Origin of the sequence: Streptomyces sp. NBC_00400 (assembly GCF_036048035.1) — a bacterium.
Lineage (GTDB): Bacteria > Actinomycetota > Actinomycetes > Streptomycetales > Streptomycetaceae > Streptomyces.
In genome coordinates this window covers 4,664,410-4,680,739 of sequence record NZ_CP107940.1, presented here as the reverse complement: position 1 = coordinate 4,680,739, position 16,330 = coordinate 4,664,410, and the positions used below count along the sequence as shown (strand labels likewise).

Here is a 16,330-nt window from a genome sequence, read left to right as displayed (position 1 = left end):
TTCCGGACGACTCGGACTCCGTTAGGAGACCGGGCCGCCGAAGATGTCGATACGGTCGCCCTCGGCGAGGGTCACGATGGCGCGCTTGGTGTCTGCGCGCTTGCCGTAACCGGTGCGGGTGCGCTTGCGCTTGCCCTGCCGGTTGATCGTGTTGACCCCGGTGACCTTGACCGAGAAGACCGCCTCGACGGCCTGCTTGATCTGGGTCTTGTTCGAGCCCGGCGCGACGATGAACGTGTACTTGTTCTCGTCCAGCAGGGCGTAGCTCTTCTCCGAGACAACCGGCTTGACGAGCACGTCGCGCGGGTCCGAGAAGGTCTTGCTGGTGACGACGGCCTCACTCATCAGGCGTCGCTCCCTTCGGTCTCAGCGTTGGCCTTGGGGCCAGACACGAAGGACTCGAAGGCGGCCTTGGTGAAGACCACGTCGTCGGAGACGAGCACGTCGTACGTGTTCAGCTGGCCCGGCTCCAGGATGTGCACCTGGGGCAGGTTGCGGGCGGACAGCCACGCGGCCTCGTCGCTGCGCTCGGCGACCAGGAGCACGTGCTTTCGCTCGCTGACCTTGCCGAGGAGAGTCTTGGCGGCCTTGGTGGAGATGTCGCCCTCGACCACGCCGGCAACGACGTGGATACGGCTGTTGCGGGCCCGGTCGGTGAGGGCACCGCGCAGGGCGGCAACCTTCATCTTCTTGGGCGTCCGCTGCGAGTAGTCACGCGGCTGCGGGCCGTGGACGACGCCACCGCCGGCGAACTGCGGCGCACGGGTCGAACCCTGACGCGCACGGCCGGTGCCCTTCTGGCGGTACGGCTTCTTGCCACCGCCGCGGACCTCGCCGCGAGTCTTGGTCTTGTGCGTGCCCTGACGGGCCGCGGCCAGCTGCGCGACAACGACCTGGTGGATCAGCGGAACGCTGACCTTGGCGTCGAAGATCTCCGTGGGGAGCTCGACGCTACCGGCCTTGTCGCCTGCCGGCGAAAGGATGTCAATGGTGCTCATCGGTTACCTCAGGCCCCCTTGGCCGCGGTACGGACCAGGACGAGGCCGCCGTTCGGACCAGGAACTGCGCCCTTGATGAGCAGCAGGCCCTTCTCCGCGTCAACGGCATGGACGGTCAGGTTCTGGGTGGTGACCCGCTCATTGCCCATACGGCCGGCCATCCGCATGCCCTTGAACACGCGGCCCGGGGTGGCGCAGCCACCGATGGAGCCAGGCTTACGGTGCACGCGGTGGGCACCGTGGGAGGCCTTGCCGCCATGGAAGCCGTGACGCTTCATGACACCGGCGAAGCCCTTGCCCTTGCTCTTGCCGGTCACGTCCACCTTGACGCCGGACTCGAAGGTCTCAGCGGTCAGCTCCTGGCCGAGGGTGTACTCACCGGCGTCGGTGGTACGGACCTCGACGAGGTGACGACGGGGGGTGACGTCGGCCTTCGCGAAGTGGCCCTTGAGGGGCTTGTTCACCTTGCGCGGGTCGATCTCGCCGAAGGCGATCTGGACGGAGTCGTAACCGTCCTGGTCATTGGTGCGCACCTGGGTAACGACACAGGGGCCGGCCTTCACCACGGTCACCGGGACGACACGGTTGTTCTCGTCCCAGACCTGGGTCATGCCGAGCTTCTCGCCCAGGATGCCCTTGATCTGCTTAGCCATCTCTTCCGCGCCTCTCAGAGCTTGATCTCGATGTCAACGCCGGCCGGAAGGTCCAGGCGCATCAGCGAGTCAACGGTCTTGGGCGTCGGGTCGAGGATGTCGATCAGGCGCTTGTGCGTACGCATCTCGAAGTGCTCGCGCGCGTCCTTGTACTTGTGCGGCGACTTGATGACGCAGTACACGTTCTTCTCAGTGGGCAGCGGCACCGGGCCCGCGACCGACGCACCAGTACGGGTCACCGTCTCGACGATCTTCTTCGCCGAAGAGTCGATGACCTCGTGGTCGTAGGCCTTGAGCCGGATGCGGATCTTCTGTCCCGCCATGGCTACTTCGTAGTCCTGTCTCTCGTAAACGCTCTGGGACCCGGCGTGCTGTGCTCCGTGAGAAGCACCGCCCTACCTCCGACCCCCGCGGTCGGGCGTGTCGCGCCCCTTCCGGTAAATCCCCACAAGGAGGATCCCTCTGGAAGGAATGCGTGGGGGTAGGACACCCACCGGGCGCCTGGCTGAGGCACCCCGCTGACGCTTCCCGAAAGATTCCCGTATTTCCGACCCTGAGAAGGGACGACGAATACCTGGGACTCGCTTCCGGTCCTCCCGGCGGGAGGCGCGCAACATCGGCACTCAACCGAGCAACCTGGACAGTGTGCCATACAGGCCACGGGGCTGGCCAACTGAAGCGGGAGACACTACCCGACCACCGGGCTGAACGGGTGCTCCCTCGGCCGCCACCACCCTGAACTCACTTCACACCGGCGGCCCGTGGGCTGCGCGCACCGGATGGTGACTCATCGGGCCGGCGGTGACGCTTCCGTGTTCCGCGGTCCGTCGCTCCTCCCCCTCGCCGGGATCGACGGGGTCGGTCGTCGATACCGGCGAAGCGGAACATGAGCACGCCGAAAACACCCTCCTTGCACCCGCAGACCACTGTTCTCCAGGCCGGGCAGCAGGCCTCACAGGCACCACGGATCCACAGCATAAAGGGGCTTGAATATGGTGATCGCGCCGACACGGGAAGAGATAGATCAGCTCTTCACCAACGCGGGATGGCGCCCCGATCGCGACGTCTCCGAAAGAGTCGGGGAATTGGCGGAGTTCGTCATTGCCGACCTGGCAGCACACGGTTGCCAGGTCAGACTCTTCCCGGAAGCGGAGGCCTTCCTGCGCTCGTACGGGTTCTTGGACGTGCCCTTCTTCCCTGCCGCCGGGCACACAGACCGCTTCAACACCTGCGCAAGATTCTGCAGCAATAAGGCCGAGCAGATCTCTGAAACCATGGACGATACGCAACAACCAGTATTTCCCATCGGATGGGAAAGAATCGAGAATGGGCTCGTGGTAATGGACCCCAATAATCGGATGTATTACCTGCACCACCCCGGCGCCTACTTCGCAGGAACAGGAATGCACGAAGCATTTTCCAATCCGCGTACCGTGCACCTTCAGCCCATCGAGGAATACCTCTGCCGACCCGCCCAAGCCCCCACCCGAATGCCAAGGAGCCCCGCCCACCTGACGGTGAGCGGGGCTCCTTGTGAGCTCCGGGGAGCTACGACCGGATCAACCGGATCAACCGGATCAACAGAATTACTTGTTGATCTTGGTGACCTGGCCGGCGCCGACGGTCCGGCCACCCTCACGGATGGCGAACTTCAGGCCCTCCTCCATGGCGACCGGCTGGATCAGCTCGACCGACATCTCGGTGTTGTCGCCCGGCATGACCATCTCGGTGCCCTCGGGGAGGGTCACGACGCCGGTCACGTCCGTGGTACGGAAGTAGAACTGCGGGCGGTAGTTGTTGAAGAACGGGGTGTGGCGGCCACCCTCGTCCTTCGACAGGATGTAGGCCTGGGCCTCGAACGAGGTGTGCGGCGTGACCGAACCCGGCTTGATGATGACCTGGCCGCGCTCGACGTCCTCGCGCTTGATACCGCGAAGCAGCAGACCGACGTTCTCACCGGCCTGGCCCTCGTCGAGGAGCTTCCGGAACATCTCGATACCGGTGACCGTGGTGGTGGTCTTCTCGGTCTTGATGCCGATGATGTCGACGGTCTCGTTGACCTTGAGGACACCACGCTCGATACGACCGGTGACAACGGTGCCACGGCCGGTGATCGTGAAGACGTCCTCGATCGGCATCAGGAACGGCTTGTCGACGTCACGCTCGGGCTGCGGGATCGACTCGTCGACGGCGGCCATGAGCTTGAGGACGGAGTCGCCCCACTCCTTGTCGCCCTCGAGCGCCTTGAGCGCCGAGACCTTGACGACCGGAACGTCGTCGCCGGGGAACTCGTACTCGGAGAGGAGCTCACGGACCTCGAGCTCGACGAGCTCCAGGATCTCCTCGTCGTCCACCATGTCGGCCTTGTTCAGGGCGACAACGATGTACGGAACGCCGACCTGGCGGGCCAGGAGCACGTGCTCCTTGGTCTGCGGCATCGGGCCGTCGGTGGCGGCAACCACGAGGATGGCGCCGTCCATCTGCGCCGCACCCGTGATCATGTTCTTGATGTAGTCCGCGTGACCGGGGCAGTCGACGTGGGCGTAGTGACGGTTCTCCGTCTGGTACTCGACGTGCGCGATCGAAATCGTGATACCGCGCTGGCGCTCCTCAGGAGCCTTGTCGATCTGGTCGAAGGCCGAGGCCTCGTTCAGGTCCGGGTACGCGTCGTGCAGCACCTTGGTAATGGCGGCCGTGAGGGTCGTCTTACCGTGGTCAATGTGACCGATGGTGCCGATGTTGACGTGCGGCTTAGTCCGCTCGAACTTCGCCTTCGCCACTGGTTCCTCCTGAAGTGGTTCTGTACGCCTTACTCATCGGCGCCAGGTGATCTTTGCTGGGATGCCGGCTGACGGGGCAATCCTCACGGTTTGCGGGGATTACCCCATCAGACGGTGTCAAGCCTAAAGCGTGTTCCGGCTCTCGGGAGACGGACCTACTCGCCCTTGGCCTTCGCGATGATCTCCTCGGCGACGTTCCGGGGAACCTCGGCGTAGGAGTCGAACTGCATCGAGTAGCTCGCGCGACCCGACGTCTTGCTGCGGAGGTCTCCGACGTAGCCGAACATCTCCGACAGGGGGACCAGGCCCGTGACGAGCTTGGCGCCGCTGCGCTCCTCCATGGACTGGATCTGACCACGGCGGGAGTTGATGTCGCCGATCACGTCGCCCATGTAGTCCTCGGGCGTGGTGACCTCGACCTTCATCATCGGCTCGAGCAGGGCCGGGGAGGCCTTGCGCGCGGCCTCCTTGAAGGCCATCGAACCGGCGATCTTGAAGGCCATTTCCGACGAGTCGACCTCGTGGAACGCACCGTCGAGCAGGGTGACCTTGACGCCCGTCAGCGGGTAGCCGGCGAGAACACCGAACTCCATGGCCTCCTGGCAGCCCGCGTCCACGGACGGGATGTACTCCCGCGGGATACGGCCACCGGTGACCTTGTTCTCGAACTCGTACCCGTCGCCCTCGAGCGGCGCGATCGCGATCTGCACCTTGGCGAACTGACCGGAACCACCGGTCTGCTTCTTGTGCGTGTAGTCGAGACGCTCGACGGCCTTGCGCAGGGTCTCGCGGTAGGCGACCTGCGGCTTGCCGACGTTGGCCTCGACCCGGAACTCACGCTTCATACGGTCGACCAGCACGTCGAGGTGCAGCTCGCCCATACCCGCGATGATGGTCTGGCCGGTCTCCTCGTCGGTGTGCACCTGGAACGAGGGGTCCTCTTCGGCGAGGCGCTGGATGGCGACACCCAGCTTCTCCTGGTCACCCTTGGACTTGGGCTCAATGGCGACCTGGATGACCGGGGCCGGGAACTCCATCGACTCAAGGATGACCGGGTTGGCAGCGTCGCAGAGGGTCTCACCGGTGGTGGTCTGCTTCAGGCCCATGACGGCGACGATGTCACCGGCACCCACCGACTCGATCTCCTCACGCTTGTTCGCGTGCATCCGGTAGATCTTGCCGATGCGCTCCTTCTTGCCCTTCACCGAGTTCTGCACCTGCGAGCCGGCCTCGAGGCGGCCCGAGTAGATGCGGATGAAGGTGAGCTTGCCCAGGTGGGGGTCGCTCGCAATCTTGAACGCCAGAGCGGCCAGCGGCTCGCTCTCGGACGGCTGGCGCTTGATGACCTCTTCCGGGTCCTTGACGGAGTGGCCTTCGATGGCCTCGACGTCGAGGGGGGAGGGGAGGTAGCGCACGACCGCGTCGAGCAGGGGCTGGACACCCTTGTTCTTGAACGCGGTACCGCAGAACACCGGGGTGACGGTGGTGTTCTCGGCCTTGCCCGAAGCGATGGTGATCCGGCGGATCGCCGCGTAGAGCTGCTCCACGGTGGGCTCCTGGCCCTCCAGGTACAGCTCCATGATCTCTTCATCGTTCTCGGCAACGGCCTCGAGCAGCTTGCCGCGCCATTCGTCGGCAGCCTCGATGTGCGTGTCCGGGATGTCGACGGTGTCGTACATCTCGCCCTTGGCAGCCTCGGCCGACCAGACCAGGGCCTTCATGGTGACGAGGTCGACGACGCCCTTGAAGTCCGCCTCGGTGCCGATCGGGAGCTGCATCACGATCGGGGTCGCGCCCAGGCGGTCCACGATCATGTCGACGCAGCGGTGGAACTCGGCGCCCGTGCGGTCGAGCTTGTTGACGAAGCAGATACGCGGCACGCCGTAGCGGTCCGCCTGACGCCAGACGGTCTCGGACTGGGGCTCGACACCGGCAACGCCGTCGAACACCGTCACCGCACCGTCCAGGACGCGCAGCGAGCGCTCCACCTCGACCGTGAAGTCGACGTGGCCCGGGGTGTCGATGATGTTGATGGTGTTGTCGACGTCTTCCAGCGGCCAGTGGCAGGTCGTCGCGGCAGACGTGATGGTGATGCCGCGCTCCTGCTCCTGCTCCATCCAGTCCATCGTGGCAGCGCCGTCGTGGACCTCACCGATCTTGTACGAAACACCGGTGTAGAACAGGATCCGCTCGGTGGTGGTCGTCTTGCCCGCGTCGATGTGGGCCATGATCCCAATGTTGCGGACCTTGGCCAGGTCAAGCGAAGTGGTGGCCATAGTGGCTCAATCTTCTCTCGGTCTCGATGTGGGTTGCGACTACCAGCGGTAGTGCGCGAAGGCCTTGTTGGACTCGGCCATCTTGTGCGTGTCCTCACGCTTCTTGACCGAAGCGCCGAGGCCGTTGGAGGCGTCGAGCAGTTCGTTCATGAGGCGCTCGGTCATGGTCTTCTCGCGGCGGGCGCGGGAGTAGCCCACGAGCCAGCGCAGCGAGAGGGTGCCGGCGCGGCCGGGCTTGACCTCGACCGGGACCTGGTAGGTCGCGCCACCGACACGGCGGGACTTGACCTCAAGGGTCGGCTTGATGTTCTCGAGCGCGCGCTTGAGCGTGATGACCGGGTCGTTGCCGGTCTTCTCGCGCAGACCCTCCATGGCGCCGTAAACGATGCGCTCGGCGGTGGAGCGCTTTCCGTTCAGCAGCACCTTGTTGATGAGGGAGGTCACCAGAGGAGAACCGTAGACCGGGTCGATGATGACCGGGCGCTTCGGGGCGGGGCCCTTACGAGGCATTCTTACTTCTCCTTCTTGGCGCCGTAGCGGCTGCGAGCCTGCTTGCGGTTCTTGACGCCCTGCGTGTCGAGGGAGCCGCGGATGATCTTGTACCGAACACCCGGCAGGTCCTTCACACGACCACCACGCACGAGCACGATCGAGTGCTCCTGCAGGTTGTGGCCCTCACCCGGAATGTAAGCGGTGACCTCGATCCCGCTGGTCAGACGCACACGCGCGACCTTACGCAGGGCCGAGTTCGGCTTCTTCGGGGTGGTCGTGAAAACACGCGTGCAGACGCCACGGCGCTGGGGGGAACCCTCGAGCGCGGGCGTCTTGTTCTTCTCGACCTTGTCCTGCCGGCCCTTGCGGACCAGCTGCTGGATCGTAGGCACCGTTTCTCCGGTTTCTGTGTGCCAGTCTCGGTAAAGCTAACCTGGAACTTCCCCGACCCACGCGGTCGGGTGTGTCGAATACTGCAGTCCGAACCCTCGCTGGAACGAGCGTGGCGGCAGATTGCGGTGTCAGAACCCGGCTTCCGTGCTGTGACTCTCCAGGCCAGAGCCTGCGGAGAATTGCGCGCACGACAGCCCAGGGACACCCCAGGCACAAGGTCAGAGCGTACCTACCGCATGGGCTGCGGTCAAAACAAATGCACACGCGAAGGACACGCCGGACTCCTCACGGCGTTGCGGCCACCGTAGTGCGCTCGACGACCGTACGGAAGAAGGCGCCGCCCCGCTACCACGGCCGCTGTGCCACCGCCGCGGCCGCCTGCCGCCCGGGCCGCGGACCACTCAGAGGTTGGCCGCCGCCGACAGGATGAAGACCAGCAGAAACAGCGCCCAGCCGCCGATCCCCAGCCAGCCCAGCACCAGCCCCGCGATGGCCTGGCCGTCCCCGCGCTCCCCCGAGCGGCGGATCTCGGCACGCGCCTTGTGCCCCAGGATCACCGCCGGGATCGCCGTCAGCCCCCAGGTCACCGGCGTCATGAGCCCGCAGACCAGCGCGCCCGTCGCCGAGGAGTTGGTATGCACCGGCGCCGGCATCTGCATGGGCATCGGCATGAACGTCGCCGGAACCATGGGCCGCTGTGGCTGGAACTGCGCCTGCGGTACCGGCCCCTGTGGAAGATCCGCGACCAGCATCTGCAGCTCGGCGTGGGTCTGCGCCTTGTAGGCCCGCCCTATCCGCTGCTCGTACTCCGGCTGCTGCAGCCGCCCCTCGGCGAAACCTGCCTTGAGCACATCGACCGCCCGCTCGCGATCAGCGTGCGAGGCGCGCATCGCCGGCACCTGATGCGCCGGCTGAGCCGGCTGCCCGCCCTGCCACGGCTGGAATGCCACTTCGCGAACCTCCCCCGCTCGACAGTTCTCCCCATCTTCTCATCACAGACGCAGCAATGGGAGGACAAGTTCCCCCGCGCGGCCCCTAACCTGCGGGCGGGCCGGACAACGCCGCAGGGCGGCCACCCCGCGAGGGATGGCCGCCCTGTTGCTGTCGTACGGACCAGGCTTACTGGTTGTACGGACCGTAGTCGTAGTCCTCCAGCGGGACCGCCTGGCCGGAGCCGGTGCCGAAGGGCGAGTAGTCGATGTCGTCGTAACCGACGGCCGAGTACATCGCGGCCTTCGCCTCCTCGGTGGGCTCGACCCGGATGTTGCGGTAGCGGGACAGGCCCGTACCGGCCGGGATGAGCTTACCGATGATGACGTTCTCCTTGAGGCCGATCAGGGAGTCCGACTTGGCGTTGATCGCCGCGTCGGTCAGGACCCTGGTCGTCTCCTGGAAGGACGCCGCCGACAGCCACGACTCGGTGGCCAGCGACGCCTTGGTGATACCCATCAGCTGCGGACGGCCGGAGGCCGGGTGGCCACCCTCCGCCACGACCCGACGGTTCTCACCCTCGAACTTCGTGCGCTCCACCAGCTCGCCCGGCAGCAGCTCCGCGTCGCCGGACTCGATGATCGTCACACGGCGCAGCATCTGCCGGATGATGATCTCGATGTGCTTGTCGTGGATCGCCACGCCCTGGCTGTTGTAGACCTTCTGGACCTCGCCGACCAGGTGGACCTGGACGGCACGCTGGCCGAGGATCCGCAGCACGTCGTGCGGGTTGACGGCACCCACGGTCATCGGCTGGCCGACCGTGACGTGGTCGCCCTCGCCCACCAGGAGACGGGCACGCTTGGAGACGCCGTACGCCATCTCGTCGCTGCCGTCGTCCGGGGTGACGACGACCTTCTTGGTCTTCTCGGTCTCCTCGATCCGGACGCGGCCGGCCGCCTCCGAGATCGGGGCGACACCCTTGGGCGTACGGGCCTCGAAGAGCTCGACGACACGCGGCAGACCCAGGGTGATGTCGTCACCGGCCACACCACCGGTGTGGAAGGTACGCATCGTCAGCTGGGTGCCGGGCTCACCGATGGACTGGGCGGCGATGATGCCGACCGCCTCACCGATGTCGACCAGCTTGCCGGTGGCCAGCGAACGGCCGTAGCAGAAGGCACAGGTGCCGACCGCGGACTCACAGGTCAGGACCGAGCGGGTCTTGACCTCCTCGACGCCCGCGTTGACCAGCGCGTCGATGAGCACGTCACCGAGGTCGACGTTGGCCGGCGCGACGACCTTGCCGTCGACGACGACGTCCTCGGCGAGCATCCGGGCGTAGACGCTGGACTCGACGTCGTCCGCCTTGCGCAGGACACCCGCGGCGTCCTTCGAGGCGATCCGCAGCTTGAGACCGCGCTCGGTGCCGCAGTCCTCCTCGCGAATGATGACGTCCTGGGAGACGTCGACCAGACGACGGGTGAGGTAACCGGAGTCGGCGGTACGCAGAGCGGTGTCCGCCAGACCCTTACGGGCACCGTGGGTGGAGATGAAGTACTCCAGCACGGACAGACCCTCGCGGAACGACGCCTTGATCGGACGCGGGATGGTCTCGTTCTTGGCGTTCGACACCAGACCACGCATACCGGCGATCTGCCGCATCTGCATCATGTTTCCTCGGGCACCCGAGTCAACCATCATGAAGATGGGGTTCGTCTTGGGGAAGTTCTCATTCATCGCCTCGGAGACCTCGTTGGTCGCCTTGGTCCAGATGTTGATGAGTTCCTGCGTGCGCTCGTCCTTGGTGATCAGACCGCGCTCGTACTGCTTCTGGACCTTCTCGTCCTGGGCCTCGTAGCCCGCGACGATGGCCTTCTTGGCCTCCGGCACGACGATGTCCGAGACGGCGACGGTGACGCCGGAACGGGTCGCCCAGTGGAAGCCGGCCGCCTTCAGGTTGTCGAGCGTCGCCGCCACGATGACCTTGGGGTAGCGCTCGGCCAGGTCGTTGACGATCGCGGAGAGCTGCTTCTTGCCCACCGAGTAGTCGACGAACGGGTAGTCCTCGGGCAGCAGCTCGTTGAAGAGCGCGCGGCCCAGGGTCGTCCGCAGGCGGAAGCTGTCACCCTGCTGCCACTCGGGCTCGTCCTCCTCCGGAACCGGCGGGGTCCAGCCGCGGGGCGGGACGGTGCCGATCGGGAAGCGGATGTCGACCTTCGCCTGGAGCGAGAGCTCCTTGGCGTCGAACGCCATGATCGCTTCGGCGGTCGAGCCGAACGCCCGGCCCTCACCGATGACCTTGCGCTCCTCTTCATCCGTGGTGAGGAAGAAGAGACCGAGCACCATGTCCTGGGTCGGCATGGTGACCGGACGGCCGTCGGCCGGCTTGAGGATGTTGTTCGAGGACAGCATCAGGATGCGGGCCTCGGCCTGGGCCTCCGCGGACAGCGGGAGGTGGACGGCCATCTGGTCACCGTCGAAGTCCGCGTTGAACGCGGTGCAGACGAGCGGGTGAATCTGAATGGCCTTGCCCTCGACCAGCTGCGGCTCGAAGGCCTGGATGCCCAGACGGTGCAGGGTGGGTGCACGGTTCAGCAGCACCGGGTGCTCGGCGATGACCTCTTCGAGCACGTCGTAGACGACCGTGCGTCCGCGCTCGACCATGCGCTTGGCGCTCTTGATGTTCTGCGCGTGGTTGAGGTCCACCAGGCGCTTCATCACGAACGGCTTGAAGAGCTCCAGCGCCATGGCCTTGGGCAGACCGCACTGGTGCAGCTTGAGCTGCGGGCCGACGACGATGACGGAACGCGCCGAGTAGTCGACTCGCTTACCGAGCAGGTTCTGACGGAAGCGGCCCTGCTTGCCCTTCAGCATGTCGCTGAGGGACTTCAGCGGGCGGTTACCGGGACCGGTGACCGGGCGGCCGCGGCGGCCGTTGTCGAACAGCGCGTCGACGGCCTCCTGCAGCATCCGCTTCTCGTTGTTCACGATGATCTCGGGCGCGCCGAGGTCGAGAAGCCGCTTGAGGCGGTTGTTGCGGTTGATCACACGGCGGTACAGGTCGTTCAGGTCGGAGGTCGCGAAGCGGCCACCGTCCAGCTGCACCATCGGACGCAGGTCCGGCGGGATCACCGGGATGCAGTCCAGCACCATGCCCTTGGGGCTGTTGCGGGTCTGCAGGAAGGCGGAGACGACCTTGAGGCGCTTGAGCGCACGGGTCTTCTTCTGGCCCTTGCCGGTACGGATGATCTCGCGGAGGCGCTCGGCCTCCTCGTCGAGGTCGAAGGTCTCCAGGCGCTTCTGCAGGGCAGCAGCACCCATGGAGCCGTCGAAGTACGTGCCGAAGCGGTCCCGCAGCTCGCGGTAGAGCAGCTCGTCGCCCTCGAGGTCCTGGACCTTGAGGTTCTTGAAGCGGTTCCAGACCTCGTCGAGACGGTCGATCTCGCGCTGCGCACGGTCGCGCAGCTGCTTCATCTCACGCTCGGCGCCCTCGCGCACCTTGCGGCGCACGTCCGCCTTGGCGCCCTCGGCCTCCAGCTCGGCCAGGTCGGTCTCGAGCTTCTTGGCACGGGCCTCCAGGTCGGAGTCGCGGCGCTGCTCGATCTGCTGGCGCTCGACGGAGACGTGCGCCTCCAGCGAGGGCAGGTCGCGCGTACGGCGCTCCTCGTCCACCCACGTGATCATGTAGGCGGCGAAGTAGATGACCTTCTCGAGGTCCTTGGGCGCGAGGTCCAGCAGGTAGCCCAGCCGGCTCGGCACGCCCTTGAAGTACCAGATGTGGGTCACGGGAGCGGCCAGCTCGATGTGGCCCATCCGCTCACGACGCACCTTGGCGCGAGTGACCTCGACGCCACAGCGCTCGCAGATGATGCCCTTGAAGCGGACGCGCTTGTACTTACCGCAGTAGCACTCCCAGTCCCGGGTCGGACCGAAGATCTTCTCGCAGAAGAGTCCGTCCTTTTCGGGCTTGAGGGTGCGGTAGTTGATGGTCTCGGGCTTCTTGACCTCGCCGTGGCTCCACTGACGGATGTCGTCAGCGGTGGCCAGACCGATCCGGAGCTCATCGAAGAAGTTGACGTCGAGCACTATGCGTCAATCCCTCTCAGGGTTGTAAGTCTTGGGGTCTGAAACGGGGGTCCTGGGGCCGGCCGGGGGAGCCATCGCTGACTCCCCGGCCGGACTCCCGTCAGACCTCTTCGACGCTGCTCGGCTCGCGCCGGGACAGGTCGATGCCGAGCTCCTCCGCTGCGCGGAAGACGTCCTCGTCGGTGTCGCGCATCTCGATGGACATGCCGTCCGAGGACAGCACCTCCACGTTGAGGCACAGGGACTGCATTTCCTTGATGAGCACCTTGAAGGACTCGGGAATGCCGGGCTCGGGGATGTTCTCGCCCTTGACGATGGCCTCGTAGACCTTCACGCGGCCGGTCACGTCGTCGGACTTGATCGTCAGCAGCTCCTGGAGGGCGTAGGCGGCGCCGTATGCCTCCAGCGCCCACACCTCCATCTCACCGAACCGCTGGCCACCGAACTGAGCCTTACCACCCAGCGGCTGCTGGGTGATCATCGAGTACGGACCGGTCGAACGCGCGTGGAGCTTGTCGTCGACCAGGTGGTGCAGCTTGAGGATGTACATGTACCCGATCGAGATCGGGTCCGGGAACGGCTCACCGGAGCGGCCGTCGAACAGCCGCGCCTTGCCGGAGCCCTTGACCATCCGCTCGCCGTCGCGGTTGGGGATCGTCGACTCGAAGAGACCGGAGATCTCGTCCTCGCGCGCACCGTCGAACACCGGGGTGGCGACGTTGGAGCCGGGGGCGACCTCGTCGGCGGAGATCGAGTGGAGACGCTTCTTCCACTCCTCCTCGACGCCCTCGACCTTCCAGCCCTGGCTGGCGAGCCAGCCGAGGTGGATCTCCAGGACCTGTCCCGGGTTCATTCGGGACGGGACACCCAGCGGGTTGAGGATGATGTCGACCGGGGTGCCGTCCTCGAGGAACGGCATGTCCTCGACCGGCAGGATCTTCGAGATGACGCCCTTGTTGCCGTGACGGCCGGCGAGCTTGTCACCGTCGGTGATCTTGCGCTTCTGGGCGACGTAGACGCGGACCAGCTGGTTCACGCCCGGGGGCAGCTCGTCGCCCTCTTCGCGGTCGAAGACGCGGACGCCGATGACCTTGCCGATCTCACCGTGCGGCACCTTCAGCGAGGTGTCGCGCACCTCGCGCGCCTTCTCACCGAAGATCGCGCGGAGCAGGCGCTCCTCGGGGGTCAGCTCGGTCTCACCCTTGGGCGTGACCTTGCCGACGAGGATGTCGCCGGCGACGACCTCGGCACCGATACGGATGATGCCGCGCTCGTCGAGGTCGGAGAGGACCTCCTCGGAGACGTTCGGGATGTCCCGGGTGATCTCCTCGGGGCCCAGCTTGGTGTCACGGGCGTCGACCTCGTGCTCCTCGATGTGGATCGAGGAGAGGACGTCGTCCTGCACGAGGCGCTGCGACAGGATGATCGCGTCCTCGTAGTTGTGACCCTCCCACGGCATGAACGCCACGAGCAGGTTCTTGCCGAGGGCCATCTCGCCCTCTTCGGTGGACGGGCCGTCGGCGAGGACCTGGCCCTCGATGACCCGCGCGCCCTCGTCCACGACGACCTTCTGGTTGAAGGAGGTGCCCTGGTTGGAGCGGGTGAACTTGGCGACGCGGTACGTGGTGTACGTGCCGTCGTCGTTGGCGACGGTGATGTAGTCCGCGGAGACCTCCTGGACCACACCGTCCTTCTCCGCCTTGATGACGTCACCGGCGTCGACCGCACAGCGGTACTCCATGCCGGTGCCGACCAGCGGCGACTCCGCCTTGATCAGCGGAACGGCCTGGCGCATCATGTTCGAGCCCATGAGCGCACGGTTGGCGTCGTCGTGCTCGAGGAACGGGATCATGGCGGTCGCGGCCGACACCATCTGGCGCGGCGAGACATCCATGAAGTCGACCTCGTCGGCGGGGACCAGGTCGACCTCGCCGCCACGACGGCGGACCAGCACACGCTGCTCGGAGAACCGCATGTCCTCGCTGAGCTTGGCGTTGGCCTGGGCGATCAGGAAGCGGTCCTCCTCATCAGCGGTGAGGTAGTCCACCTCCTCCGTGACCTGGCCGTCGACGACCTTGCGGTAGGGCGTCTCGATGAAGCCGAAGACGTTGACCCGGCCGTAGGAGGCCAGCGAGCCGATCAGACCGATGTTGGGACCTTCGGGGGTCTCAATCGGGCACATGCGGCCGTAGTGCGAGGGGTGCACGTCACGGACGTCCAGGCCGGCCCGCTCACGGGAGAGACCACCCGGGCCCAGCGCCGACAGACGACGCTTGTGGGTCAGACCCGACAGCGGGTTGGTCTGGTCCATGAACTGGGACAGCTGGCTGGTGCCGAAGAACTCCTTGATGGAGGCGACGACCGGCCGGATGTTGATCAGGGTCTGCGGCGTGATCGCCTCGACGTCCTGGGTGGTCATGCGCTCGCGCACGACGCGCTCCATACGGGCGAGACCCGTACGGACCTGGTTCTGAATGAGCTCGCCGACGTTGCGCAGACGACGGTTGCCGAAGTGGTCGATGTCGTCGGTCTCGACGACGATCTCCGTGCCGTTCTCGCCGATCGTCTCGGTCTCGCCGGCGTGCAGCTTGACCAGGTACTTGATCGTGGCGATGACGTCATCGGTGGTCAGCACACCGGCGTCCAGCGGCTCGTCGCCGCCGAGCTTCTTGTTGACCTTGTAGCGGCCGACCTTCGCGAGGTCGTAGCGCTTGGGGTTGAAGTACAGGTTCTCGAGCAGCGTCTGCGCGGCCTCACGGGTCGGCGGCTCGCCCGGACGCAGCTTGCGGTAGATGTCGAGCAGCGCGTCGTCCTGGCCCTGGGTGTGGTCCTTCTCCAGGGTGGCGCGCATCGACTCGTACTCGCCGAACTCCTCGAGGATCTGCTCGGTCGTCCAACCGAGAGCCTTGAGCAGAACGGTCACGGACTGCTTGCGCTTGCGGTCGATGCGCACACCGACCATGTCGCGCTTGTCGATCTCCATCTCCAGCCAGGCACCCCGGGACGGGATGATCTTGGCGGAGAAGATGTCCTTGTCGGACGTCTTGTCGATGGAGCTGTCGAAGTACACGCCCGGCGAGCGCACCAGCTGCGAGACGACGACACGCTCGGTGCCGTTGATGCAGAAGGTGCCCTTGTTCGTCATGAGCGGGAAGTCGCCCATGAAGACCGTCTGGGACTTGATCTCGCCGGTCTCGTTGTTCGTGAACTCAGCGGTGACGAAGAGCGGAGCCGCGTACGTGAAGTCGCGCTCCTTGCACTCGTCGATGGAGTTCTTCGGGGGCTCGAAGCGGTGGTCGCGGAACGTCAGCGACATCGACCCGGAGAAGTCCTCGATCGGGGAGATCTCTTCGAAGATCTCTTCCAGACCGGACTTGGTGGGGACTTCCTGCCCACTCTCCAGCGCAGCCTCGACGCGACCCTTCCATGCGGCATTGCCGAGCAGCCAGTCGAAGCTTTCGGTCTGCAGCGCAAGGAGGTTCGGAACCCCGAGGGGCTCCTTGATCTTCGCAAAAGAGATGCGCAGCGGGGCGGTGCTGTCGCCGTTGTTCGTATTGGCAGTCGAGGCGTTGCGCGAGGCGGCCAAGAGGGGGTCCTTCCGAGGGCTCGGACTCACTACGCGCGTACCGGTCCCGAACCGAACAGACTGAGGGAAAGCCCAGGTCAGGGCAGATCATTCAGCTTTGCTCGGGCTCGGGTATGCCCCTGGTGACGGGCAG

Annotated in this window: 11 protein-coding genes and 1 pseudogene; 1 reads left to right on the top strand and 11 read right to left on the bottom strand. The window is 65.7% G+C overall.

Going from position 1 to position 16,330, the window contains the following annotated elements:
- Positions 1-21: 21 nt before the first annotated feature.
- Genes rplW through rpsJ form a run of 4 tightly spaced genes read right to left on the bottom strand, consistent with a single transcriptional unit; the run spans position 22 to position 1,974 of the window.
- On the bottom strand, positions 22-345 hold the full coding sequence (rplW, locus tag OHS81_RS20435; RefSeq protein ID WP_085925686.1) for a 50S ribosomal protein L23: 324 nt from the start codon (positions 343-345) through the stop codon (positions 22-24).
- Complete coding sequence (rplD, locus tag OHS81_RS20430) at positions 345-998, bottom strand: 50S ribosomal protein L4 (protein ID WP_328386145.1); 654 nt, start codon at positions 996-998, stop codon at positions 345-347. Before rplD ends, rplW begins: the two co-directional genes overlap by 1 nt.
- Before the next feature lie 8 nt (positions 999-1,006).
- Positions 1,007-1,651, bottom strand: coding sequence for a 50S ribosomal protein L3 (gene rplC, locus OHS81_RS20425; RefSeq protein ID WP_018090903.1), 645 nt, complete (start codon positions 1,649-1,651; stop codon positions 1,007-1,009).
- Between the two features lie 14 nt (positions 1,652-1,665).
- Positions 1,666-1,974: a 30S ribosomal protein S10 gene (rpsJ, locus tag OHS81_RS20420; RefSeq protein ID WP_014054162.1), complete on the bottom strand. Its 309-nt coding sequence runs from the start codon at positions 1,972-1,974 to the stop codon at positions 1,666-1,668.
- A gap of 669 nt (positions 1,975-2,643) precedes the next feature.
- Here rpsJ and OHS81_RS37470 point away from each other — a divergent pair.
- A pseudogene (locus OHS81_RS37470) lies at positions 2,644-3,063 on the top strand (SUKH-3 domain-containing protein); the annotation flags it as partial.
- Between the two features lie 174 nt (positions 3,064-3,237).
- On the opposite strand, the gene tuf reads toward OHS81_RS37470, so the two are convergent.
- The 7 genes from tuf to rpoB form a co-directional block, all read right to left on the bottom strand.
- On the bottom strand, positions 3,238-4,431 hold the full coding sequence (tuf, locus tag OHS81_RS20415) for an elongation factor Tu (protein ID WP_159481495.1): 1,194 nt from the start codon (positions 4,429-4,431) through the stop codon (positions 3,238-3,240).
- Between the two features lie 155 nt (positions 4,432-4,586).
- Positions 4,587-6,707, bottom strand: coding sequence for an elongation factor G (fusA, locus tag OHS81_RS20410; protein WP_328386144.1), 2,121 nt, complete (start codon positions 6,705-6,707; stop codon positions 4,587-4,589).
- Between the two features lie 39 nt (positions 6,708-6,746).
- A complete protein-coding gene (gene rpsG / locus OHS81_RS20405) occupies positions 6,747-7,217 on the bottom strand; it encodes a 30S ribosomal protein S7 (protein WP_085925683.1) in 471 nt (156 codons plus the stop codon).
- A gap of 2 nt (positions 7,218-7,219) precedes the next feature.
- Entirely contained in the window at positions 7,220-7,591 is a 372-nt protein-coding gene (gene rpsL / locus OHS81_RS20400) for a 30S ribosomal protein S12 (protein ID WP_003948652.1), read from the bottom strand.
- Positions 7,592-7,993: 402 nt separating this feature from the next.
- Entirely contained in the window at positions 7,994-8,482 is a 489-nt protein-coding gene (locus OHS81_RS20395; RefSeq protein ID WP_328386143.1) for a DUF1707 and DUF4190 domain-containing protein, read from the bottom strand.
- 229 nt (positions 8,483-8,711) lie between these two features.
- On the bottom strand, positions 8,712-12,611 hold the full coding sequence (locus OHS81_RS20390) for a DNA-directed RNA polymerase subunit beta' (RefSeq protein WP_328386142.1): 3,900 nt from the start codon (positions 12,609-12,611) through the stop codon (positions 8,712-8,714).
- 100 nt (positions 12,612-12,711) lie between these two features.
- Entirely contained in the window at positions 12,712-16,197 is a 3,486-nt protein-coding gene (gene rpoB, locus OHS81_RS20385) for a DNA-directed RNA polymerase subunit beta (protein ID WP_328386141.1), read from the bottom strand.
- Positions 16,198-16,330 lie beyond the last annotated feature (133 nt).